At 45.1% G+C, this 22,721-nt stretch carries 20 protein-coding genes; 9 read left to right on the plus strand and 11 right to left on the minus strand.

What is annotated here, in order from left to right; all coding sequences use genetic code 11:
- Positions 1-48 precede the first annotated feature (48 nt).
- Positions 49-999 (minus strand): glycosyltransferase family 2 protein, encoded by a 951-nt coding sequence (locus NM125_RS11525; protein WP_255135076.1) that lies wholly within the window; start codon positions 997-999, stop codon positions 49-51.
- 80 nt (positions 1,000-1,079) lie between these two features.
- Here NM125_RS11525 and NM125_RS11530 point away from each other — a divergent pair, with 80 nt between their 5' ends.
- Positions 1,080-1,400 (plus strand): MerR family transcriptional regulator, encoded by a 321-nt coding sequence (locus tag NM125_RS11530; RefSeq protein WP_255135077.1) that lies wholly within the window; start codon positions 1,080-1,082, stop codon positions 1,398-1,400.
- Positions 1,401-1,509: 109 nt separating this feature from the next.
- Here the strand turns inward: NM125_RS11530 and NM125_RS11535 are convergent, their stop codons facing one another.
- Positions 1,510-2,448, minus strand: coding sequence for a COX15/CtaA family protein (locus NM125_RS11535; protein ID WP_255135078.1), 939 nt, complete (start codon positions 2,446-2,448; stop codon positions 1,510-1,512).
- An 81-nt stretch (positions 2,449-2,529) separates the two neighbouring features.
- On the opposite strand from NM125_RS11535, the gene cyoE reads away from it, so the two are divergent.
- Positions 2,530-3,435: a heme o synthase gene (gene cyoE / locus NM125_RS11540; protein WP_255135079.1), complete on the plus strand. Its 906-nt coding sequence runs from the start codon at positions 2,530-2,532 to the stop codon at positions 3,433-3,435.
- A 9-nt stretch (positions 3,436-3,444) separates the two neighbouring features.
- Here the strand turns inward: cyoE and NM125_RS11545 are convergent, their stop codons facing one another.
- Together NM125_RS11545 and NM125_RS11550 are read right to left on the minus strand one after the other, a co-directional pair.
- Positions 3,445-4,407, minus strand: a complete 963-nt coding sequence (locus tag NM125_RS11545; protein WP_255135080.1) for an NAD(P)-dependent alcohol dehydrogenase — start codon at positions 4,405-4,407, stop codon at positions 3,445-3,447.
- A gap of 6 nt (positions 4,408-4,413) precedes the next feature.
- Complete coding sequence (locus NM125_RS11550) at positions 4,414-5,850, minus strand: alpha/beta hydrolase (RefSeq protein WP_255135081.1); 1,437 nt, start codon at positions 5,848-5,850, stop codon at positions 4,414-4,416.
- A gap of 153 nt (positions 5,851-6,003) precedes the next feature.
- On the opposite strand from NM125_RS11550, the gene NM125_RS11555 reads away from it, so the two are divergent.
- Positions 6,004-6,279 carry a hypothetical protein gene (locus NM125_RS11555; RefSeq protein WP_255135082.1) on the plus strand — a complete coding sequence of 92 codons (276 nt, stop codon included), beginning with the start codon at positions 6,004-6,006 and terminating at the stop codon, positions 6,277-6,279.
- Positions 6,280-6,318: 39 nt separating this feature from the next.
- On the opposite strand, the gene NM125_RS11560 is transcribed toward NM125_RS11555, so the two are convergent.
- The gene (locus NM125_RS11560) at positions 6,319-7,065 is read right to left on the minus strand and encodes an RDD family protein (RefSeq protein ID WP_255135083.1); all 747 of its coding nucleotides are present in this window, start codon (positions 7,063-7,065) and stop codon (positions 6,319-6,321) included.
- A 117-nt stretch (positions 7,066-7,182) separates the two neighbouring features.
- Between NM125_RS11560 and NM125_RS11565 the strand changes: the two genes are divergently transcribed.
- The 6 genes from NM125_RS11565 (at position 7,183) to NM125_RS11590 (ending at position 13,387) form a co-directional block, all read left to right on the plus strand.
- On the plus strand, positions 7,183-8,136 hold the full coding sequence (locus tag NM125_RS11565; protein ID WP_255135084.1) for a stage II sporulation protein M: 954 nt from the start codon (positions 7,183-7,185) through the stop codon (positions 8,134-8,136).
- Positions 8,133-8,954, plus strand: a complete 822-nt coding sequence (locus tag NM125_RS11570; protein ID WP_255135085.1) for a hypothetical protein — start codon at positions 8,133-8,135, stop codon at positions 8,952-8,954. The genes NM125_RS11565 and NM125_RS11570 overlap by 4 nt, the downstream gene beginning before the upstream one ends.
- Positions 8,951-9,667 carry a DUF4129 domain-containing protein gene (locus NM125_RS11575; RefSeq protein WP_255135086.1) on the plus strand — a complete coding sequence of 239 codons (717 nt, stop codon included), beginning with the start codon at positions 8,951-8,953 and terminating at the stop codon, positions 9,665-9,667. Before NM125_RS11570 ends, NM125_RS11575 begins: the two co-directional genes overlap by 4 nt.
- On the plus strand, positions 9,667-10,869 hold the full coding sequence (locus NM125_RS11580; RefSeq protein WP_255135087.1) for a DUF4350 domain-containing protein: 1,203 nt from the start codon (positions 9,667-9,669) through the stop codon (positions 10,867-10,869). The genes NM125_RS11575 and NM125_RS11580 overlap by 1 nt, the downstream gene beginning before the upstream one ends.
- Positions 10,866-11,885 (plus strand): AAA family ATPase, encoded by a 1,020-nt coding sequence (locus NM125_RS11585; RefSeq protein ID WP_255135088.1) that lies wholly within the window; start codon positions 10,866-10,868, stop codon positions 11,883-11,885. The genes NM125_RS11580 and NM125_RS11585 overlap by 4 nt, the downstream gene beginning before the upstream one ends.
- A gap of 161 nt (positions 11,886-12,046) precedes the next feature.
- Positions 12,047-13,387 carry a DUF58 domain-containing protein gene (locus NM125_RS11590; protein WP_255135089.1) on the plus strand — a complete coding sequence of 447 codons (1,341 nt, stop codon included), beginning with the start codon at positions 12,047-12,049 and terminating at the stop codon, positions 13,385-13,387.
- 119 nt (positions 13,388-13,506) lie between these two features.
- Here NM125_RS11590 and NM125_RS11595 read toward each other — a convergent pair whose 3' ends face one another.
- The 6 genes from NM125_RS11595 to NM125_RS11620 form a co-directional block, all read right to left on the minus strand.
- Positions 13,507-15,927 (minus strand): alpha-ketoacid dehydrogenase subunit alpha/beta, encoded by a 2,421-nt coding sequence (locus NM125_RS11595; protein ID WP_255135091.1) that lies wholly within the window; start codon positions 15,925-15,927, stop codon positions 13,507-13,509.
- A gap of 237 nt (positions 15,928-16,164) precedes the next feature.
- Positions 16,165-17,556 carry a class II fumarate hydratase gene (locus NM125_RS11600; protein ID WP_255135093.1) on the minus strand — a complete coding sequence of 464 codons (1,392 nt, stop codon included), beginning with the start codon at positions 17,554-17,556 and terminating at the stop codon, positions 16,165-16,167.
- Between the two features lie 177 nt (positions 17,557-17,733).
- Positions 17,734-18,858: a GNAT family N-acetyltransferase gene (locus NM125_RS11605; protein WP_255135094.1), complete on the minus strand. Its 1,125-nt coding sequence runs from the start codon at positions 18,856-18,858 to the stop codon at positions 17,734-17,736.
- 23 nt (positions 18,859-18,881) lie between these two features.
- Positions 18,882-20,120 (minus strand): aminotransferase class I/II-fold pyridoxal phosphate-dependent enzyme, encoded by a 1,239-nt coding sequence (locus NM125_RS11610; protein WP_255135095.1) that lies wholly within the window; start codon positions 20,118-20,120, stop codon positions 18,882-18,884.
- A gap of 215 nt (positions 20,121-20,335) precedes the next feature.
- Positions 20,336-21,511 carry a glycosyltransferase gene (locus tag NM125_RS11615; protein ID WP_255135096.1) on the minus strand — a complete coding sequence of 392 codons (1,176 nt, stop codon included), beginning with the start codon at positions 21,509-21,511 and terminating at the stop codon, positions 20,336-20,338.
- A gap of 13 nt (positions 21,512-21,524) precedes the next feature.
- Positions 21,525-22,685, minus strand: a complete 1,161-nt coding sequence (locus NM125_RS11620) for a glycosyltransferase family 4 protein (RefSeq protein ID WP_255135097.1) — start codon at positions 22,683-22,685, stop codon at positions 21,525-21,527.
- Positions 22,686-22,721 lie beyond the last annotated feature (36 nt).

The raw sequence follows: 22,721 nt of genomic DNA on the forward strand, positions 1-22,721 counted from the left end.
GTTGAACGACACAATATAAACGCTTCCGCAATCTGATAATTATACCGGCTAAATAACTTCTCTGATCCTCGGTTTCTGATCCTTCACATTGTTTTTGTTGATCATTTCACCCAATAATCCGGTTGAGAAAAACTGTACACCTACCACCATCAGCAAAATTCCGAGAAATAAGAGCGGACGATCACCAATACCCTGCCCATATACAAACTTTAGCAGCGCCATATACAGGTTGATACCGCCGCCGGCTAAGAGTAACAACACCCCTACAGTTCCAAAAAAGTGCATGGGCTTTTGTAAGTATCGCTGCACAAAAGTAATCGTAATCAGGTCAAGAAATCCATTCATAAACCTGGACAGACCGAATTTGGTTTTGCCGTACTTGCGAGGGTGGTGCGTAACCACTTTCTCTGTAATCCGGGTGTATCCTTCCCGCTTTGCCAGCATGGGAATATATCTGTGCAGTTCTCCGTACAGATAGATATTCTTAACTACTTCAGCTCTGTACGCCTTGAGGCCGCAATTAAAATCATGCAATTCAATCCCGGCAACTTTACGGGTAACAAAATTGAAGAATTTGGACGGGATGGTTTTTGAAATAGGATCGTGGCGCTCTTTTTTCCAACCACTCACCAAATCATATCCGTCTTTAAGTATTTGTACCATCTCGGGTACTTCATTGGGATCATCCTGGAGATCAGCATCCATGGTTACAACATATTTTCCCTGTGCTTTCTCAAAGCCGGCCTGCAGGGCTACGCTCTTCCCATAATTATGGCTGAGTGCGATTCCATGAATGAAGTCTTTCTTGGCTCCCATTGTAAGAACTTGTTGCCATGATTTATCCGATGAGCCGTCATCAACAAAAATAATTTCATAGCTGTAATCAGCCGATAATGCCTTGCTAATTGCCTTTTCCAGTTCGGGTAATGATTCCTCCTCATTATAAACGGGAACCACGATACTTATGTCGATATTATTTTCTGATGGTGTATCTTCCAAAATGTATTCTTTTATATATGTTCAGAAATGGTTTACTTTCACGCCATTAAAAACGTTCTAAAATACACTTTCTGTCTGCTATGAAAAAATTGTATTACTCGATGGGAGAAGTCAGTAAGCTAACCGGACTTGAGCCCCACGTATTACGAAACTGGGAAAAGACTTACACGGAGCTGAGCCCCAAGAAAAACAGCGCCGGAAACAGAGTGTATAAAGAGCAGGAACTTGCCCTCATCTTCAAGATCAAAGAACTACTACACGACAAAAAATACAGTTCCGAAGGTGTGCAGGAAATTTTACGTGAAGGCGAAATCAAAGACGCCCCTCCCCTCAGTGCCGAAGCTCGTAAAGACCTGAATGAGATCAAGGTTTTTTTGAATGACTTACTGGAGAGATTGTAATAGGGGTTAAATTTCAAGTTCCAAATTCCAAATTCCAAGTCCCATTTCGTTAATCGTTAATCGTTAATCGTTGGTCACTGGTCACTGGTCATTGATCACTGATCACTGATCACTGATCACTGATCACAACTTCCCCTCTTCTAAGTACCAAAATCATCAGAAACTGAGTACATACCATTACGGCTACGCCTACTAAGTGCAGAACCTGCAGCACTCTGGGCATTGCCAGGTAGTTGAGACCTATACCAATCAATACCTGCAGAAATACCAACACAACATTCAGGTCACCAAGCTTTTTAACCCATCCTTCCGCATTGTGTTTCTTCATCAGGTAAAACAGCCACCCTGCAGCCACTACCAGTAACCAGGAGAAACTTCGGTGAATGGGGAATACGCCTTCCATATTTTCAAGCCAGGTTCCACGGGGAGGAACAACCGGTGCATTTTTTATTACATCGATGGCCTCACGAACCTGAGTTCCCAGTACCAGCTGGATCATAGTAAGCCCGAATAATACCCACAATGTCCAAAGTAATTTCTTTCGGAAGCCTTCCTCAATCCTGATCTTAAACAGGTCGCTGGTTGCCTCAAAGGTTGCATAAAGGAGCACCGTCACAATTACCATAGCTACAAGCATATGCGCGGTTATCAAGCCTTCATGCAGTCCGGTTCTAACTACTACTCCACCAAGCCATCCCTGGAATAAAACGAGCACAAAAGCGGCAATGGAACTGTAAAAAACTGTTGGCTTTTCCTTTCTGTACCTGATGGAGAGTAAAAAGGTAGCCGTAATCAGCAAGCCAATCACAACTCCCACTAACCGGTTCACATACTCAATCCAGGTCTTCCACACATTAAATTGGGATTCGTCAAAACCCGCCGGAAGGTCGGCTAAACTTGTGGGAGGTATCCACATACCAAAGCATTTAGGCCAGTCGGGACAACCCAATCCTGCCCCGGCAGCTCGCACAAGTCCACCCACTAAAATTAAGAATAAAGTAGCCGCAACGGTTGTTATGGCTGTTTTCTGAAAAGCGTTCAATTTCATAGCTGAAATACTGTGAAGTATGAGGAATAATATTTAAATTTGGTGTCTGTAAACGTATTTATTTCGACCTATCAAATTTACATGAATTCAGCCGAAGATAACATTCTCATCAAGAGATCTTTTACGGATGTTATTACCGATTATTACCAACTCACCAAGCCGGGCATTACTATGTCGGTACTGGTTAGTATGCTGGTTGGTTATATCCTTGGCAGTGGAGCTAACATCAATTTTGTGACGCTCATTCACGCTTTGGTTGGTACTTATCTGATAGCAGCAGGAACCGGGGCTCATAATCAATTTATTGAGCGTGCTTCCGACGGCCTGATGAAGCGGACTTCCAAACGACCTTTGCCCGATCGCCGCATTGACTCTAAAAGCGGAATGATCTTTTCCCTGAGCCTCATTTTTTCAGGCTTATTGTACTTAATTCTCTTAGTTAACCCGGTGGCAGGTGCCGTATCCTTTGCAACCGCACTGATTTACCTCGGCGTTTACACCCCTATGAAAAAAGTTTCCCCGATTAATATTGCTATCGGAGCAATCCCCGGGGCCCTGCCACCGGTTGGCGGATGGGCTGCAGCAACCGGTAATATTGCCGAGCCAGGCATGTGGCTGCTGTTTGGGATTATGTTTTTCTGGCAGGTTCCACACGTACTGTCCATTGCCTGGTTGTGCAAAGATGACTACTCCAGCGCCGGATTAAAGATGTTGCCCCGCAAAGATGAAAAAGGCTATAAAACTGTTTTCTGGTCTTTGATTTGCGCCCTTTCCCTCTTCCCGGTCACGTTCGCTCTTTATCAGTTTGATATTTCCGGGATGATTTTTCTTGTGGCCGGGCTCATATTCGCATTAGGATTTCTTTTCTACACCATCAAGTTTGGGATGGATCGAACCAAGGCAAATGCCAAAAGGATGATGTTTGCATCCATTGCCTATCTCCCTCTTGTGTGGATTGCCGTTTTTGTGGACCGCTTTTTTGTTTAGAGAAGCATATCAGTTAATCTTTACTACCACATTTCCGGTTTTTTCTCCTGTTTCAACGTAATTATAAGCCTCTTTTACTTCATCCAGCTGATATATACGATCAATCACCGGGTTGAATTTACCTTCTTCCATCAACCCTTTTATAAATTTAATGGACCCAGGTATATCTACGGGAACAGGAAACTTCACTTTTCTCCCACTTGAACCCGACGTTATCAGAGCCAATAACGGGTTCTGAATGTACGCCCCCAGCTCAGATGATAGGTAGGTTCCGTCAGACTTTAGAATTTGCTTGCACCTGCCGAAAGAGCTTTTCCCTACCGCGTCGAAAATAAAATCAAACTGATCACCCAACAGAGTAAAATCTTCTTGGGTATAATCTACAACAGCATCTGCCCCTAAGGACTTCATCAGGTCTAAATTTTTCGTATTACCAACTGCTGTAACAGATACCCCCATACTATTCAGTAACTGCACCATTGCTGAACCAATAGCTCCGGTGGCACCATTTACCAATACTTTATCTCCTTCTGACAGCTCCACTTTATTTATAAAGTTATACGCATAATGTGCTCCTTCCATTGATGCAGCAGCCTTTTCATAGGAAATGCTCTTGGGCATTTTAGAAATATATCCATCTTCACTAATGACTAAATATTCAGCCTTTGACGCCAGTCCCAAATCACCAAACCCGAATACCTTATCACCTTTCTCAAAAGCTGTTACTTCTTTACCAGTAGCTTCAATCACCCCGGAAAAATCCGTTCCCGGAACCTTCATTTTAGGAGAGGTTAGTCCGTGAAAGAAACGCATGATAAAAGGCTTAGCTCTGAGAATTGCACAATCCGTTCTATTGACTGTTGATGCAAACACTTTAACCAAAACCTGCTTAGGCCCCGGAACAGGCTTTTCTATTTCTCTAACCTGGAGGATTTCCGGTCCCCCATACTGTTCATGCAAAATTGCTTTCATTTCTAATTATCTCGTTGAATATAAAAACCGCAACATGTCAGGGACTCGTTTTGCCCATGCCCGCTCGTTATGAGCCGCTCCTTCTTCGATAATAAAATGAAGGTTTTCGTCTGACCATCCCTTTTTTACCAAAATCTGCTGCAAAACTTCCGCACTTTCCACCGCGCCCTCTCCTTCTGCGGTTCCCATATCCAGCCAAATATGTTGATCGGTTGAGCCCTTTAATTCGTCTACTTCATTGATGATCATTCTTCCATCCCACCAAACGGACGGAGAAACCACAAGCAGCTTGCTGAATACATCCGGGTATTCAAGTCCAAGGTATAGCGTAATCAACCCACCCAGTGAAGAACCGCCCAGGGCGGTGAACTCTTTCCCCGGTTTTGTCCGGAAATTCTCATCAACAAATGGTTTCACTTTATTCAGGATAAACTCTCCATATACATCCCCTTTACCACCTATTGACGGCTTGCTTGCAATCAGTTTATAGCCCTGGCCTTCTGATGCTTCAAAGCTAAAGGTGATCCCAGCCTGAGGAAGGTAAAAGCTATGTTCAGTTTTGGGGATCAGAGACTGCCAGGATTCCCCGCCCGGAATCATGGCATAGAGTGTGTCTGCTTTCGTTCTGAACCGGATGGTGTCTCCTTCTACCGTTTTAAAATCTCCGGAATAAACACCAGGAAGTGAGGATACTTCTGCAGGTGAAACTCGCTTCAGTTCATGTCTCCAAATTTGCTCGCTGGGGGTGTATTCATCAATGCGATCTTGCGTATTTCCAATCCCCACAATAATTACCGGGGCAATTTCGCCGGAGCCGATCAGCTCTTCAGCAGCTTCATCTACTTTCCATTCCTGCCCGATCTCAGAAGCATCAAACAGAGCCTGACCGTCATGCATATATAGCACCGGGTAACGCCGGTCACTTTCCTTATAGTTCGGAGGAAGGTAAATGTATAAATCCCTGGGCAGCAGATTTTCACTCTCAAAGTCTCTGATAATCTCAACATGCCCCGTTATGGTTACCGGCGCTTCGGGTGGCCGGTCTCCCCATGCTAACGCCACGCTGTTTTGCATTCCTTTATATATCATGACTTCATGATTACGCCCGGCCTGCCATCCTTCATCCGGGTTCTCCACTCCATCCACTTTTATTTTAAAGGAAACCAACAGACTATCAGTATTTAGTTTAAAGGGCACAGCTACTTCATAAACACCGTCTTTATTGGGGTCAGCAGCCTGATAGGTCGTTCCCCAGCTCAGCGGAGGCTGGTCTCCGCGAATGCCAACCTTTTCGGAACCCGGCTCGAACCAGCCTTCAGAAACAGGCCCGGTCATATCTATCGAGAAAAAAAGAGTATCAGCAGTTTGAGCAGAAGCACCGGTTGTGAAAATTAAACTGAATAGCAGTATCCTGAATTGAGCGTGAATAAGAAGATGGCGCATAAGTAGTTTTTACGGTAATGATTAATCAGCGGAGAATATACGGGATATATCAAAATGGGTTACCTATTTTTCCGACCCACAACATCATAATCCTAAACTTTTATAAACATATAATGGAACACGGATAACACCGATGTTACGGATGATCACTGTTTGAAGAATACAGAAAACACACTTTCATTCCGTGATTATCTGCTCAATCCCTTCATCCGCGTTCTATCCTCCTCCAACATCGCATGGAACACGGATAATACTGATGGTACGGATGATCACTGGTTGAAGAATACAGAAAACACACTTTCATTCCGCGATTATCTGCTCAATCCCTTCATCTGTGTTCTATCCTCCTCCAGCATCGCATGGAACACTGATAATACTGATGGTACGGATGGTCGCTTTTTCATGAATAACAAGAAAACAAACCTTTAATCAGCGGACATCAGCTAAATCCGCCTCATCCGTGTTCCATCACCCCTTTCCGTGAATGGCGTTGTAATCTTTAATGACGGTCTGCAGGAATTCATCTCCGCTCATTCCATGGTCTTCTACCCCTAAACGGTCTTCTATTTTCTTGCGGGTTTTTTGAAGCATAAGGAACCAGTTGTCATAGTCGTAATGAGAACGGGAGTCGAGCACTTCCCGGATAATGCGAATATCGTTATCTGTGAGTTCGGCAACCTGTTTAAACCGGGGCTCATAAGCATCCGCCACTTTCGAATAGAGCGTGTTATCCAGGTTCACTTTTTTTCGTTCTTTGATTACGCAGGTCTTACCCAGTATATCCCCGATGCGCTGCCCCTTCCCATTCAGCAAAATAGCCACAAAAGCCAGAACGCCACTTGTCATTGAGATTTCCACAAGCCTGAACATCCAACGAACCAGATACCCCCCAAGATTGGCACGCGTACCGTCAATTTTAACCACCCGGATTCCCACAATCTTTTTTCCCAGACTGTAGCCATTGGAAACCACTTCTGATACCAGATGATAGAGTATCAGCGGAAGAACGAGTACGATGTAAAGCACCCAAACGGAATCCTCAAAGCTTCCGGTTGAGGAGGGACCGATATCATTCATATACCCCCAGATCCAAATCACGACCAGGTAGTATATCCCGATAAAAAAGGCGTCCAGGAAAAAGGCCAGGATGCGCTCACCCACACCGGCCGGCTCATAACTGAGTTTTACATGTTGCGAGGTTTCAATACCTACCATAATGCTGATTTATTGGGATTTCTGTGGTTTCGTATTGGTTTTGATTTGTTATCTTCTTGCACACAAACGAGCGCCAAGTTAGGCTCATGTATGTTAAAACGAAAGTGAATTTACTGAATGAGAGAAGTTGCCTTTTTACGGAAGAATGCAGACAAATGGAAGGAGTTTGAAAGTCTGCTTAAGGATAAATCTCAGGATGACCCCGACAAACTCGCCGATCTCTATATCGAGCTAAGTGCCGACCTGGCTTATGCACAGGCAAATTACCCCGGCAGTAAAACCGAAGAGTACCTGAATCAGCTTTCGGTGGCCGTACATGATGAAATCTATCGCTCCAAAAAAGAAGAGACCAACCGCCTCATCACCTTTTGGACGCGGGAACTGCCCGGGCTTTTCGCGACCAAACAGAAAGAATTACTCTACAGCTTTATCGTATTTACGGTAGCTATTGGCATCGGTGTTTTATCCTCAATGAATGATCCTTCGTTCGTTCGCTACATTATGGGAGATGCCTACGTGAACATGACCATCAGCAATATTGACCGAGGAGACCCGCTGGCTGTTTATAAAGAAGCTGAAGAGATGAATATGTTTTTTGCCATCACTGTAAACAATGTCCGCGTTTCTTTTTATGCCTTTGCAAGCGGTTTACTTACCTCGCTGGGAGTTGGAATGGTGCTGCTCAACAATGGAGTGATGGTAGGCGCTTTTATCCACTTTTTTGCCAAATACGGGCTGGTGGCCGAAGCTCTTCGGGTTATTTTCATTCATGGCACACTGGAACTTTCAGCTATTGTAATTGCAGGTGCTGCCGGTTTCGTGGTCGGCAACGGCTTTCTTTTCCCCGGTACCCGTTCCCGTAAACATTCCTTTATAAAAGCCGGACGTGAGGGGCTGAAAATGATTATTGGCCTGGTCCCTGTATTTGTAGCTGCCGGATTGCTGGAATCGTTTGTAACCCGCTATACCGAAATGCCTATCTGGTTGAGCTTATTCATAATTTTGAGTTCCTTGGCTTTCATTCTCTGGTACTTTGTTTATTTACCCATCACTCTAAAAAAGAAACAATGAGCGACTTCAAACTTCAACAATATCGCGACCTCGGGGGTATCTTAACCGATTCTTTTACCTACATCCGGGTGCACTATAAAAGCCTGGGCAAGGCGCTGGGACTTCTGGTTCTGCCTTTCTACATCATTTCCGGTTTATTGGTTGGAAGCGGATATTCCAGTTTTTTCACTGTGATGGACAATCCCGATGCCTCAGCTGATGCCCTCTTTAGCGGAGATTTCCTGATTGGAATGCTTCTTCTTGCCTTTTCATCCGGTGCGTTACTCACGGTTTCTTTAACGCATATCAATCTTGCACAGGATACGAATGATGTTCGGTTTGAAGATATTTTCAACAATTTCGGACGGAACTTTTTTACGCTTCTTGGCCTCTACATCCTGATTATAATCATTGTATTCTTCGGTTTTATGTTTCTTATTCTCCCGGGCATCTACATTGGGATAAAACTTTTTGTAGCCCCTGCGGTAGCCGTCATTGAACAGCGAAATCCTTTTGAGTCAATCAGCCGTTCGTGGGATTTAGTACAAGGCCACTGGTGGTTCACTTTTGCCACTTACCTTGTGATGAACATCATCACGTCTTTCATGTCCTATGTCCTCATTATCCCAATGTCCATACTGTTTGGGTTTCTGGCAGCTTCAGGGGCTGATAACTCGGCAATGATTGGAACCGGAATGGGACTTTTTTACGGACTGCTTATAGTTGTAGCCTCCCTGTTTTCGGTACTCATGCTGATTGCGATGGCCCTGCAGTATTTCAACCTCATTGAGCGAAAAGAAGGAAAAGGATTACGCGCGCAAATTGAGGAGTTGGGTTGATCCGAAGACTGCTGTTTATATTTCTGTTCCTGATTCCGGCTGCAGCAACAGCTCAGGATTCTTCTACGGTTCAACACTTCGAACCGGACAGCAGCGAAGTGTATGTGCGAACCGTTGAACCGTCAACCTTAGACAGTTTAACAAACGAAGAGGTCTTTGCTTATAACGAAGAGGCTGAAAATCCTGAGACGTTATGGAGCCGGATACAGCGGTGGTTTATTCAATTACTTCAATGGATTTTCAGCAGCCCGTGGGCGTCTGTCACCGTGCGGGTTATCTTTTTCGCTATCTTCGGAGCCGTTCTTTTTGCCCTGATAAACCATATGCTGGGTGGGAATCTTACCTCCTCCTTCTCAAAGAAAAAATCGGGTCAATCTCTGGCGATGAACATTGGCGAATCGGAGCTCTCCAAAACAAATTATGAGGAAATGCTGCAGGCGGCTCTCGCTGGAAGCCGCTACCGGGATGCCGTTCGAATTTTGTACCTGAAAGCACTTCAGCAGCTGAATGAAAATGAATTGATCAACTGGAAGCCGGATAAAACCAATCACGATTACATGCGGGAATTAGGTAGTCACCCCGCCGGCAACTACTTCAATAAACTTACCACCTATTACGAATATGTGGAATACGGCGATTTCAATATTGAACAAGCCGGATATGAAACGGTAGAGAGCGTTTACCAACAATTTAAAAATCAGGCTCACGCATAGTGTTTAAGAAAGAGCGCACATATTATTTCATCCTGGGCGGCCTGATTTTTATCTACGTCCTGGCCCAGATTCTTCGCCCAAAACCCCTGAACTGGACCGAAAGCTATTCCTCGGAAGACAAAATTCCCTATGGTGGTTACCTGATGCATGCCTTACTTCCGGCTGCCTTTCCGGATGATGAAATCAGCCTGAATCAATCACCCATTTTTGAATACTCCGATTCCACTAACCCCCAAAAGAACTGGATTTTCATCAATAAGAGCTTTGGCATCGACCGGTGGGAAACAGACATTTTGTTATCACAGGTTGAGCAGGGAGCCAGCGTATTTATAGCCGCACGTACATTCGAACAGGCTTTTAAAGACAGCCTCGATATTGGCACGTACCTGAATAATCCGTTATTGGCGGGAGGTTCTATGTTGGATGAAGACACCGCCCGAGTCAATTTCACCAATCCCCGGCTCAAAGAGAAATCCGGTTTCCCCTACTACCGCAGCACCACCGAAACCTATTTCTTCAAGGTTGATTCCACCCTGAAGGTTACTTCACTGGGTGTGAATGACGAAGGAAATCCGAACTTCATCCGGGTTCAGTTTGGAGAAGGAGAGCTGTTTCTTCATTCCAACCCTACCTTGTTTACCAATTATTTTGTGCGGGATGAATCCGGAGCCGATTATGCCTTAAAGGCCCTTTCCTACCTGCCGGAACGGGAAACCATTTGGGATGAGTATTATAAAGATGTCCGCCTTGCCGGCGGAAGTGTGGTACGCTACGTGGTCTCTGAAGAACATCTGAGCTGGGCATGGTTTATTAGTTTGAGCGGTGTATTGCTGTTTATGGTATTCAGGGCTAAGCGGAAGCAACGGATTATTCCGACAATTGAAACACCAAAAAATTCAAGCATCGAATTTGCCCGGACGATCGGAAGCCTCTATCTCGAAAAAGGAGATCACAAGCTGATTGCTGATAAGAAAATCCGGTTTTTCTTTGATTATATTCGATCCAACCTCGGGCTGGATACTTCCGAAATTGATGATGAACTAAAGCATGACATCGCCCTTCGATCCGGCATTGAAGAGATCGAAATACAAGGCCTTTTTGATCTGATTGACAAGATCTCCGGTCAGCATGACCTCACCCAAAAAGAATTAAAACTATTAACCGAACGAATTGACCAATTCTATAACCAGAGTCAACGATGAGCACTGAAGAGAAAGACACTCACAGCCAACAATCAACCGAAGAAAAAGCACCATTTGAAAGCCGCACTGATTTATCAGGAGTGGAAAAACTGGTGAAAAGTATCCGGGAGGAAATAGGTAAAATCATTGTAGGTCAGCATCGTATGGTCGATTTGTTGATTGCGGCCCTCCTCGCCGACGGACACGTTTTAATTGAAGGCGTTCCCGGTGTGGCCAAAACCCTGACCACCAAGCTGCTGGCCCAAACCATCAGCTCTAATTTTTCACGCATTCAGTTCACACCCGACCTGATGCCTGCAGATGTAATCGGTACATCGGTTTTCAATCCAAAAACCACAGACTTTGAGTTTAAGGAAGGACCGGTTTTTTCGAATCTCGTGCTTATCGATGAGATCAACCGCTCGCCGGCGAAAACACAGGCGGCTTTGTTTGAAGTGATGGAAGAACGGCAGATTACCGTGGATGGTAAAACCTATTTCATGGAGCCTCCATTTATGGTAATTGCCACACAAAACCCCATTGAACATGAGGGAACCTACCGGTTGCCGGAAGCTCAGCTCGACCGTTTTCTGTTCCGGATTGATGTCCCCTATCCTTCATTAGAAGAAGAAGTAGAGATTTTATCCGGCAGTTACTCCCGCAAGAACAAGCTGGATATCAGCTCACTGGATAAAGTGATTTCCGCCGAAGAAATTGCCAAACAACGAAATGTAGCGGCATCGGTTCATGTGGAGCCTGAGCTGATGAAGTACATTGCCCAAATTATTCAGAATACAAGAAACAGTAGTTCGGTCTCAATCGGTGCTTCGCCACGTGCCTCGGTGTTTGTAATGAAAGCCGCACAAGCCTGGGCTGCTATGAACGGGCGCGACTTTATTACTCCTGAAGATGTGAAAGAGGTAATAAACCCTGTTCTCCGCCACCGAATTACCCTAACCCCGGAAAAAGAAATGGAGGGAATGAAACCCGATCAGGTAATACAAATTATTCTGGAGAAGGTGGAGGTGCCGAGGTAATTTTACTAAAGTCCCCTCCGGGGAGGGGATTTAGGAGCGGGTCAATGTTTGAATAGGTAATTAAGTTGACTCAAACATTGGCCCTCTCCTTTGTTTCCTCTCCTATGGAGAGGAAGACGCTTTTTCAGAAGGCAAGTTATAGAAAGACTTACTAATAAAACATGAACCCACTAACCATTTTAAAGCAACTCCATCTCAGCAACCTGTTTTTCCAGGCACTGGCCGGGGTGGCTCTGACTTTTCTGGTCGGCTACTTTGTGCCCCCTGTCGGCGCCTTTGCTGAAGTTATTTTCTTTGGGTTTGTAGTGATTTTTGGCATTGATTTGCTCCTCTTGTTTAGCAAAGTAGAACCGGCTGCCGGAAACAGGATAGTCCCACAACGACTTTCCAATGGAGATGAAAACACGATTCGGCTACAATTATCCAATCAGCTCAACTTTACAGCCCAGGCAGAAATCATTGATGAAATTCCCCATCAGTTTCAAATCAGGGACTTCAGCATTTCCACTTCCCTTCCATCGGGAATAGAAAAAGAATTTACTTATGAGCTGCGCCCGACCGAACGAGGGGAGTATGACTTTGGGGATATCAATTTATTTATAAATTCGAGAATTGGGTTTGTGCGGAGGAAAGTCAGCATTGCTGCCTCGCAAACGGTTCCTGTTTATCCCTCCTTTATACAGATGCGCAAATTTGAGATGTACGCCATTTCAAACCGGTTGACGGACATTGGCATCAAGAAGATCCGCAGAGTCGGCCACACCATGGAATTCGACCAAATCAAGGAATATGTGCGGGGCGATGACGTCCGTTCCATTAACTGGAAAGCTACGGCCCGGGCCAACGACCTGATGGTAAACCAGTACCAGGATGAGCGATCCCAGAACGTGATTAATGTAATTGATATGGGCCGCGTTATGAAGATGCCTTTCGACGGCCTGCACCTGCTCGATTACGCCATCAATACCAGCCTGGTGATTTCAAATATCGCACTTATTAAGGATGACAAAGCCGGTTTGGTTACTTTTTCCAATGATGATTCCATAGTCGTAAAACCGGAGAAAAAGCGAACACATATTCAGCGCATTCAGGAAGCTTTGTATAACCTGAATACCAACTTTATGGAATCCGATTATGAGCGGCTGGTTGTTTCCCTGAGAAAGCATGTAAATCAGCGAAGTCTTGTTTTACTTTATACCAATTTTGAGACCTTTTCTTCGATGGAGCGGCAGCTACCCTACTTGCAGCGAATTGCCAAAGACCATTTACTGGTTACCATCTTTTTTGAGAATACCGAAATGACCAAACTGCTGCATGAAGAGTCTAAAACCATCGGGCAGATTTACACAAAGACGATTGCAGAGAAATTCTCCTTTGAGAAAAAACAGATTGTAAAGGCCCTGAACCAACGAGGTATTCAAACTATTTTAACCCCTCCGAAAGAGCTTTCGGTGAATGCCATCAATAAGTATTTAGAGTTGAAGGCGCGGGGGCTTATTTAGCTGACAGCTTTCGGACTTCAGCTATCAGTTTAAGCAGCTCCTAAACCAGAATTGGTTCCGACGCAGAGCGTGCGGAACCAGTAAAACTGATAGCTGAATGCTGTCTCCTGATAGCTCTCTCAATATATCGCCGGAAAACGCTCGGTATCTGCTTTGTGCATAATCTCGTAAATGGTCTCAAAGATATCCTCGGCGTTGGGCTTGCTGAAGTAATCTCCATCGGAGGCATAGGCCGGACGATGATCGTGGGCCGTCAGGCACTTAGGCTCTGAGTCGAGCTGAAAGTAGCCGCCCTGCTCTTCCAATACTTTGTGCAGGATGTAGGCAGAAGCTCCACCGGGAACATCTTCATCCACAATCAACAGTCGGTTGGTCTTGCTGAGTGATTTTCCAATTACATGATCCAGGTCGAAAGGCATCAGGGTTCTTACGTCAATCAGCTCAATGGAAATACCGGCATCCTCAAGCTGTGGAATAATGCTTTCCACAATGTTGAAGGTTGATCCATAAGAAACAACCGTCATATCTGATCCCTCATTAATAACTTCTGGCTTGCCTAACGGTGTGGTAAATTCACCTAAGTTAGTCGGCATATTTTCTTTGAGGCGATAGCCATTCAGGGGCTCAACGATGATAGCCGGGTCGTCTCCCTGAAGTAAGGTATTGTAGAATCCGGCCGCTTCAGTCAGGTTTCTGGGAACACATAAATGAACTCCACGAGCGCCGCTTGTAATCATTCCCATTGGGGAACCGGAGTGCCAGATTCCTTCCAGACGGTGACCGCGGGTTCGTACAATCAACGGAGCAGCCTGCCCGCCCTTTGTTCGGTAGCGGAGTGTAGCCAAATCGTCGGAAATTCCCTGGAAACAGTACAACAGATAATCCAGGTACTGGATTTCAGCAATCGGGCGAAGTCCCCGAATCGACATTCCGATACCCTGTCCTAAAATGGTTGCTTCTCTGATACCGGTATCACTCACACGGATTTCCCCGTATTTATCCTGCATGCCTTCAAGGCCTTTGTTAACATCACCAAGCTTTCCGGAATCCTCTCCAAATACCAGCGTATTCGGATATTTCTCAAAAATGGCGTCAAAATTTTCACGGATAACCAACCGGGCATCCACACGCTTAGGATCTTCAGGATATTCCGGCTTAACCTCTTCAACCTTTAACGGAGAATTTGGTGTTTGGCTATATAGATGTGAATTGTAACGATCCCGGTTTACTTCCCGATATTCTTTAACCCACTCAGCCAGCTTTTCACGGGCAGATGAATTGTTTCCGGCCGTAACCGCCAGCGATTTACGGGCTGCTGACAGAATATCTTTGCGGATGGCATTCGGGTAGTTCTTCAGTTTCTTGGCAAACTCTCCTACCTTTTCTACACCAGATTCCTCTTTCAGGTTGTCAATCAACTCTATAGCCGTTGACTTTTCCTGTTTGATGGGTTCAAAAAAGGCTTTCCATGCCGCATTTTTAGCTTCATTTACCTCGTCCTGAGCTTCATCTTCCAGCTCATCCAGTTTCTCGGATTTGGCAATGCCATTATCTAAAATCCACTGGCGCAGCTTTTCCAGGCAACAATATTCTTCTTCCCACTGCAGTCGCTCTTCCGACTTATATCTTTCATGCGAACCGGAAGTGGAGTGCCCTTGTGGCTGAGTAACTTCTTGCACATGAATCAATACCGGCACATGCTCCTTCCGGGCAATCTCTTCTGCTTTCTGATAGGTTTCAATCAGTGCCTGGTAGTCCCAAGCTTTCACCCTCAGAATTTCGTAACCGTCCTCATCTTTTGTGCGCTGAAATCCTTTCAGCACTTCCGAAATATTCTCTTTTGTGGTCTGATATTTCTTAGCCACCGAGATTCCAAATCCATCATCCCAAACCGACATAATCATCGGCACCTGAAGCACACCGGCTGCGTTAATAGTTTCCCAGAATACCCCTTCCGAAGTACTGGCATCCCCGATGGTTCCAAATGCTACTTCATTTCCTTTATTGGAGAACTTTTTCCACTCTTTGCCCTTGAGTGCTTTCTCGTTGCGGTACACTTTGGAAGCCTGTGCAAGCCCCAGAAGGCGGGCCATCTGCCCAGCTGTAGGAGAAATATCGGATGCTGTGTTCTTTGACTTGGTTTGATCTTTCCAGTTGCCTTCTTTATCCAGCAAACGGGTGGCAAAGTGTGAGTTCATTTGCCGTCCGGCAGAATTCGGATCTGCTTCCACATCAGCGTGAGCGTATAGTTGCGCAAAAAGTTGCTGAGGGGTTACCTCTCCGATTGCAAGCATAAAGGTTTGGTCGCGATAGTAGCCTGACCGGAAGTCTCCGTTCTTAAATACTTTGGCCATCGCGATCTGCGGGATTTCCTTACCGTCTCCAAATATCCCGAACTTGGCTTTTCCGGTGAGCACTTCTTTTCTACCGATTAACGACATATGCCGGCTTACCCAACCCAGCTTGAAATCGGCTAAGATTTCCTTTTTCTGAGCAGCGGTAAACTTATTCTTCGTCGTCTTTTCTTTTACTTGAGCCATTATACAATTTTAGTTCTGAATATTTAGGAAAGCACCCTTCCAAAAGGGGCGATATAATACGGAAAAGCGCTTTTTTATGAAACAGCCTCCAGCGCTCTTATCGTTCTTTTTCTATTAAATCTACTTAGACTTAGAGCTAATCGAATGATCCAGCCTCTAACCCTTACAGGGTTTAACTACCAAGCCTTTACCAATTTAGGCGAATGGTAACCCCGGAAGGGTTACCGTAAAAATCTACTACTCGGTAAAACCGCCTTTCGTCATTTTTATAGGATCAAGAGCTTTCTCCAGTTCCTCATCCGACAGGTCGGTCATCTCTTTGGCAACTTCTTTGAGTGCCCGGCCTTCAGCAAATGCTTTCTTAGCAATCTTGGCCGCTTTGTCGTACCCAATAATTGGATTAAGTGCTGTAACCAGGATTGGGTTTTTCTCAACCATCGAGGCAATATTCTCTTTACGTACCGATAGTTTTGAAACCGAACGGTCGGCCAGATTCCGGGCCGCATTTGCAAGGATTTCTATCGACTGTAACAGGTTGTGTGCCACTACGGGCAGCATCACGTTTAGTTCAAAGTTTCCTGCTTGTCCGCCTACGGTTACCGTGGCATCGTTACCAATTACCTGAGCGCAAACCATCGTCAGAGATTCTTCAATAACCGGATTCACTTTTCCGGGCATAATAGAAGATCCCGGCTGAAGGGCCGCCAGCTCAACTTCTCCGATTCCACTGTTCGGGCCAGAATTCATCCATCGCAGGTCGTTGCCGATTTTCATCAAACTAACAGCGATGGTTTTTAGCTGCCCGCTGAGTTCAACAGGTGCATCCACGGTTGCCTGGGCTTCAAAATGATTTTCAGCTTCGGTAAACTTCTCTCCGGTCAGCTCTGAAATTTTAGCTGCGAATTTCTTCCCAAAATTTTTGTGGGTATTGATTCCTGTTCCAACAGCGGTTCCTCCCTGTGGAAGTTCGCAGACTCTTTCCAGGGCCGATTCAACCCGCTTAATCCCCAGCTCAACCTGTCGGGCATATCCGCTGAACTCCTGCTCGATAGTTACCGGCATGGCATCCATGAGGTGAGTTCTTCCGGTTTTAACTACATCCGCATATTCTTTTCCTTTTTCGATAAAGGTTTTGTGGAGATGCTCAAGTGCAGGAATCAGGTTGTTGTTCACCGCTTTCACGGCAGCCACACGAATGGTGGTTGGAATCACGTCGTTTGAGCTTTGCCCATAATTGATATGATCATTTGGATGAATATTCACATCCAGGTTTTTCTTCAGCTCATTGGCGCGCCGGGCAATCACCTCATTCGAGTTCATATTGGTGGAAGTACCCGAACCGGTTTGGAAAATATCGATCACGAATTCTTTGTCGTGCAGTCCGTCAACGACTTCCTGAGAGGCAGCCTGAATTGCCTTGGCAACGCCTTCATCCAAAAGATCCAGTTCAGCATTTACAGCCGCAGCCGACTTCTTCACATATCCAAGGGCCTCAATAAACTCACGGCTGAATTTAATTCCGCTGATTGGAAAATTATCGTGGGCACGCTGGGTTTGTGCTCCATATAAGGCGTCTTTTGGAACTTTCACTTCACCCATTGAATCTTTCTCGATACGATATTCACTCATTCTTCTGCTTTCTTCTTTAAAGGTTGAGAATTCACGCCCCAAAATGATTCAAAAACGCTAAGCGTTCGGGGCAAATAAAAATTTCTTTATAGCCTTAAGAAGATAAGGAAAAACTATGTAGATGTTGTGAATTGGATGTTAAAAAGAAGGGATGCCTTAAGAAGTAATGAAGAAGTGCTACAGCTCTTTAGCATACATCCGGTAGGTTTTATCCAAAGTACCGCCAATGCGTTCTGCAACGCGAATCATTTCAGGATTAGATTCCAGAATCCAGCTTAGTTCAGAGATAGTTTTACCTTCGGTTTTCAGCCCGTTTTGGATAGATCGCTGATGAAGGAGAGCATCGATACCTTTGCCCTGCCATTCCGGTAAAACTCCCATTAATGCCGTCCGGAGTCCTTGCACCCTGCTTTTCCCCCACAGCAGCTTGATAAACCCAAATGGAAAGAGCTTTCCATTCATGTCTTTGAGAATCTCATTGATATTGGGAAGTCCGATGGAGAAAGCTACCGGTTCACCTTTGATCTCAGCAATGTGGGCGTAATCTGTATCCACAATCATTTTCAGGTCTTTGCCCGCAGCCTGAAATTCTTCTTCTGTTAGTGGGATGAAACCCCAGTTATCTTTCCAGGCCTTGTTGAAGATCTCACGGACAATCTTAATCTCTGAATCCATTTTCTTCAGGTTCACAGGACGAATTTCGATATCGGGAAGTCTTTTTTTAACAATTTCCATCGCCCGGCTCATCCGATCTACCGCCACAGTTTCCGTGTCAACGATATAGGCATACATATCCATCTCTTTTTGGAATCCGGCGTTTTTGATCAGCTCATCATAATAGGAGAAGTTGTAAGGCATCATGATGTACGGATCTTTATCAAAGCCATCTATCAAAACACCGATGGTATCCATCATACTCGGGCTGGCCGGCCCCACCACTTTATTCATCCCTTTATCGCGAAGCCAGTCTTCAGCTACCCGAAAAAGTAAGTTTGTAGTGTGCTGATCGTTTATGCTTTCAAAGAAGCCGAAATGTCCGGTTTTTGTGCCGTGAAATTCATTGAAACGATGGTCAATAATAGCTGCAATCCGGCCTACGTCTTTGCCATCTTTCTCAGCAAGGAACAAAGCTATTTCAGCATTGTTAAAAAAGGGATTTTTATTGGTATCAATCAGTTTTTTCTGATCCATACGCAAAGGGGGAACCCAGTGCTCTTCACCTTCATAAAAGGGATATATGAAGTTCGTGAACCGTTTCTTTTCCTCTTTAGTCGAAACAAAGGTTACCCCGGAACTATTCATACAGCCTTGGTAAGATTAAGGGTTTATTCGGTTGCTGAATGGCCATTTCTGTCAATCACGCCGTGTTTTAAGCCCACTTTACGAAATGCCTCCAGAATTTGATCGAGATGTTCGTCTGTATGACTTGCCATATAACTTGTTCGCAGCAGCGACTGCCCTTGTGGCACAGCCGGTGGAACAACCGCATTCGTATAAACGCCTTCCTCAAACAGATCTTTCCAGAATTTGAAACAGTCCATCATTTCCCCAATTACAACAGGGATGATTGGACTCTGACTGCTCCATACATTAAATCCTAAGCCTCGCAGTTCTTTACGCATGTAATTGGCAATTTCTTCCAGGCGGTCCAATCTCCAGGTTTCTTCCTGAAGAATCTCCAGAACTTTAAGTACCGTTGCCACATTAGCGGGTGGCATGGATGCACTAAATATATGCGCCGGTGATTTATGACGTATGTATTCAATTACAGGACGATCACCTACTAAAAACCCTCCAAGGGAGGCAAATGATTTTGAGAATGTTCCGCTAATTAAGTCGACTTCATCGGTCAATCCAAATACAGATGCTGATCCTCTTCCACCGTCTCCAACTACTCCAACAGCATGAGCATCATCAAGATATAATCGGGCATTAAATTCCTTGGCCAACTTAACCAGTTCGGGTACTTTAGCCAGTGTTCCTGACATTGAAAATACCCCATCAGTTACAATGATTTTTCCGGCGTCAGGATCGGCTCTTTCAAGGAGTTTTCGTAGCTGATCCATGTCGTTATGCTTATAACGCATGGTCTTAGCGTTCGAAACAAGAGTACCCACTACAATACAGGCGTGGTTGTCTTTATCCGAGAAAATAATATCGTTACGATCGGCAATGGTCTGTATAGCGCCTTCATTGGTTTGATAACCAGTACTGAAAAGCACACACCCTTCTTTGCCCATAAACTTGGCTAGCTTATCCTCCAGTTCGAGGTGACTGTCGAGTGTACCGTTTAGATAGCGAGAGCCGGTACATCCTGTACCATATTTTTTGAGGGCATCCTGAGCTGCTTTAATGGTGCGCTGATCGTTGGTGAGGCCCAAATAATTATTAGACCCGGCCATAATTACTTTTTTACCTTCGATTTCAACAATTGTACCATCCGTTGCTTCGAGAGGTTTAAAGTACGGATACAGCCCCATTTCTTTGACTTCATCCGCTTTTGTGAAATTAAAAGCCTTCGAAAAAATGTCTGATTTTGTGGCGCTGGATTTTTGGTCGGCCATTCGGTAATTCCTTAACAAAGATTCTAAATAAACAGCGAAATATAGCCAGTATTAAATTTCTATCAAATTTTCGCTAACTCGTGGTTAAGAACTGGTCGCTGTAAAATAAGTTTAATTTCGTGCTGAAGATAAGAAATATATCGGTCTGCTACTGAATTCTAAACAGTGTAAATAACATCAAAATTCACAGAATTCAAAAATTCCACTTTCAGCGTTTACAGAACCGTATTTTTCTGTTCTACCAATTGTTCATATTTCTTAAACAGAAGTTTAAAGTGGTCATCCATCGTTCCTATGTCTTCACTTGCCGCCAGTTTACATGCAGCAACCAGCTCGTCCCGATCTCTGGAGATAATATCCAGCAGGGCTTTTTTAAGGGATGAAGAATCCCCGGCTGTAAATGTCTCAGCAATATCGGGATTGGCAATATCACCGGCTCCCCCTCTTTGGGGAACAACCACCGGCAAGCCACTGCATACCGCCTCGGCTACCACAATACCATAGGTTTCTGCTGAGGAACCGTGCACAAAGTAATCGCATGAAGCAAGGATGTTCGCCAGCTCATCCCGGTTTTCTGTAAAACCCATCAGCTTAACGTGCGGGCTTTGATTCGCTTTAAAATCTACATACTTACGGATGGGGCCATCCCCGAAAACAATCAGGGCCATGGGCTCTTCTTCGGCAGCTGCATGAAACCCGTCGATAAGAGAACCCAGTCTTTTTTCAGGATGGTGGCGACTGATGGCAATCATCAACTTTGCGGATTCCGGTAACCCAAAATCGGATAACAGTTTTTTCCGAAGCTCGGGATCTCTTCGGCTTGGTGAAAAGAAGTCTTTATCTATTCCAAATGGAACCGGAATGGGATTGTTCACTCCATAATTGTCAATCCGCTCGCCCAGCCATTCTCCACTTACAATGGTGGCATCAAAATTACTACTGAGCCGTTGCAGGTATTTCCAGTAGAATCCGAACAGCTTATCAACGCGGTCAAAACCCAGCATATTCCCGAATATAGTATGCGGATAAGCCGCAACCGGATCCTGGTGAAAAATGAAGGTCTTGACGGCATCACCTTTCCAGCGCCCGGCAAACCAGCCACCGGTCCACGGCGAAGAACCTTCAACTACATCGGGCTTTTCACGATCCAGAATTTCATGCACGGCTTTTTCTCTCCATAGAATGTAGTAGCGCCAATCTACCGGCAGTCGCGGGCCTTTCACCCAAATCACCCTCCCGCCATAGCGCTCTTCTTCACCCCAGTCTTCGCCGGGAGCTACAATTACAATATCATGGCCATGCTTTTTTCCGGCTTGCAGCTTCTGATTGATGTAGGTTTTCACCCCTCCACCCTGATCTGTATAAAACTCTGCGACGTCTATGATTTTCATGGACTAAATTTCTTTATAAATAGGTTTGCGGAACCGGGAGTTTTAAAGCTTCTTTATAATTTTGGACCAGCTGACCATTAATTTCATCCCACTCATATTCGAGTGCTTTTTCCCGGGAGGCTTTTCGCATTTTGTCGCGAAGGCTTTGATCCGAAACAATGATGGATAATTTTTTCACGAAATCCACTTTATTCTCCGGCTCAGCTAAGCCACCGTTTACCCCGTGTTCTACTAATGATTTACTTCCGGTGGCATCTGCAACCAGGCAGGGCAAACCACTGCTCATGGCTTCCAGTGTAACATTTCCGAAGGTTTCGGTATGGGAGGGAAATAGAAAAACATCACTGCTGGCATAAGCTCTTGCCAGGTTTTCACCTTCCAGAAAACCGGTGTAATGGGCTTCCGGCATTAATTTCTGCAGTTCGGCCATTGCAGGTCCGTCGCCAACCACAAGAGGTTTTACTTTTGGATTTTTTGAGGCCACTTGCTGTACACTGTGCCGGAATGTATCCAGCTCTTTTTCCCACACCAGGCGCGATACAAACGTGACAACAATATCATCGTCTTCAAACCCTGCTGCTCTGCGCCAATCCATATCCCGTTTTTCAGGAGAGTATAGTTTTGTGTTTACCCCGCGGGCCCAGATTTTCATCCCATCCTCGAAACCATGATTTTTCAATTCATCAATCATCGATTGTGAAGGCACATACACGTGTGTGCAGGAATTATAGAACCAGCTCAAATACCTCCACGCCAGAAATTCTATAGGCGTAAGGCCATAGTATTTAAAGTAGCTGGTGAAGTGAGTGTGATAGGAACCCACTACCTGCACATTGTTTTTCTGTGCCCAAAGTAAGGCCTTGTATCCGGCACGATCGGGCGTTGCGATGTGAACCAGGGTGGGATTGAATTCATCTAATTCCCTTTTTGCCTCTTCCGAGATCCCAATCGGTACCCGGTACTCTCCCCGCCCGGAAACCGGCATACGGATGGATGGCACCGAAACCAGTCGTCCGTTGTGATTAAGCGCAGGCTCCTTTACCGTTGGCCCGAAAACCAAAACCGGTATCCCCTGCTCTTCCAAAAACTTCACCAACCGATTCAGGGTAAGTGAAACACCGTCTTTAATGTGATTGTAGTTGCCTGTAAAAAGGGCGACTCGTAATTCTTTCATAAAAATTTAAAAGCAGAGGGTAGATTTGTATCTTAT

The organism is Gracilimonas sediminicola (assembly GCF_024320785.1).
GTDB lineage: Bacteria > Bacteroidota > Rhodothermia > Balneolales > Balneolaceae > Gracilimonas > Gracilimonas sediminicola.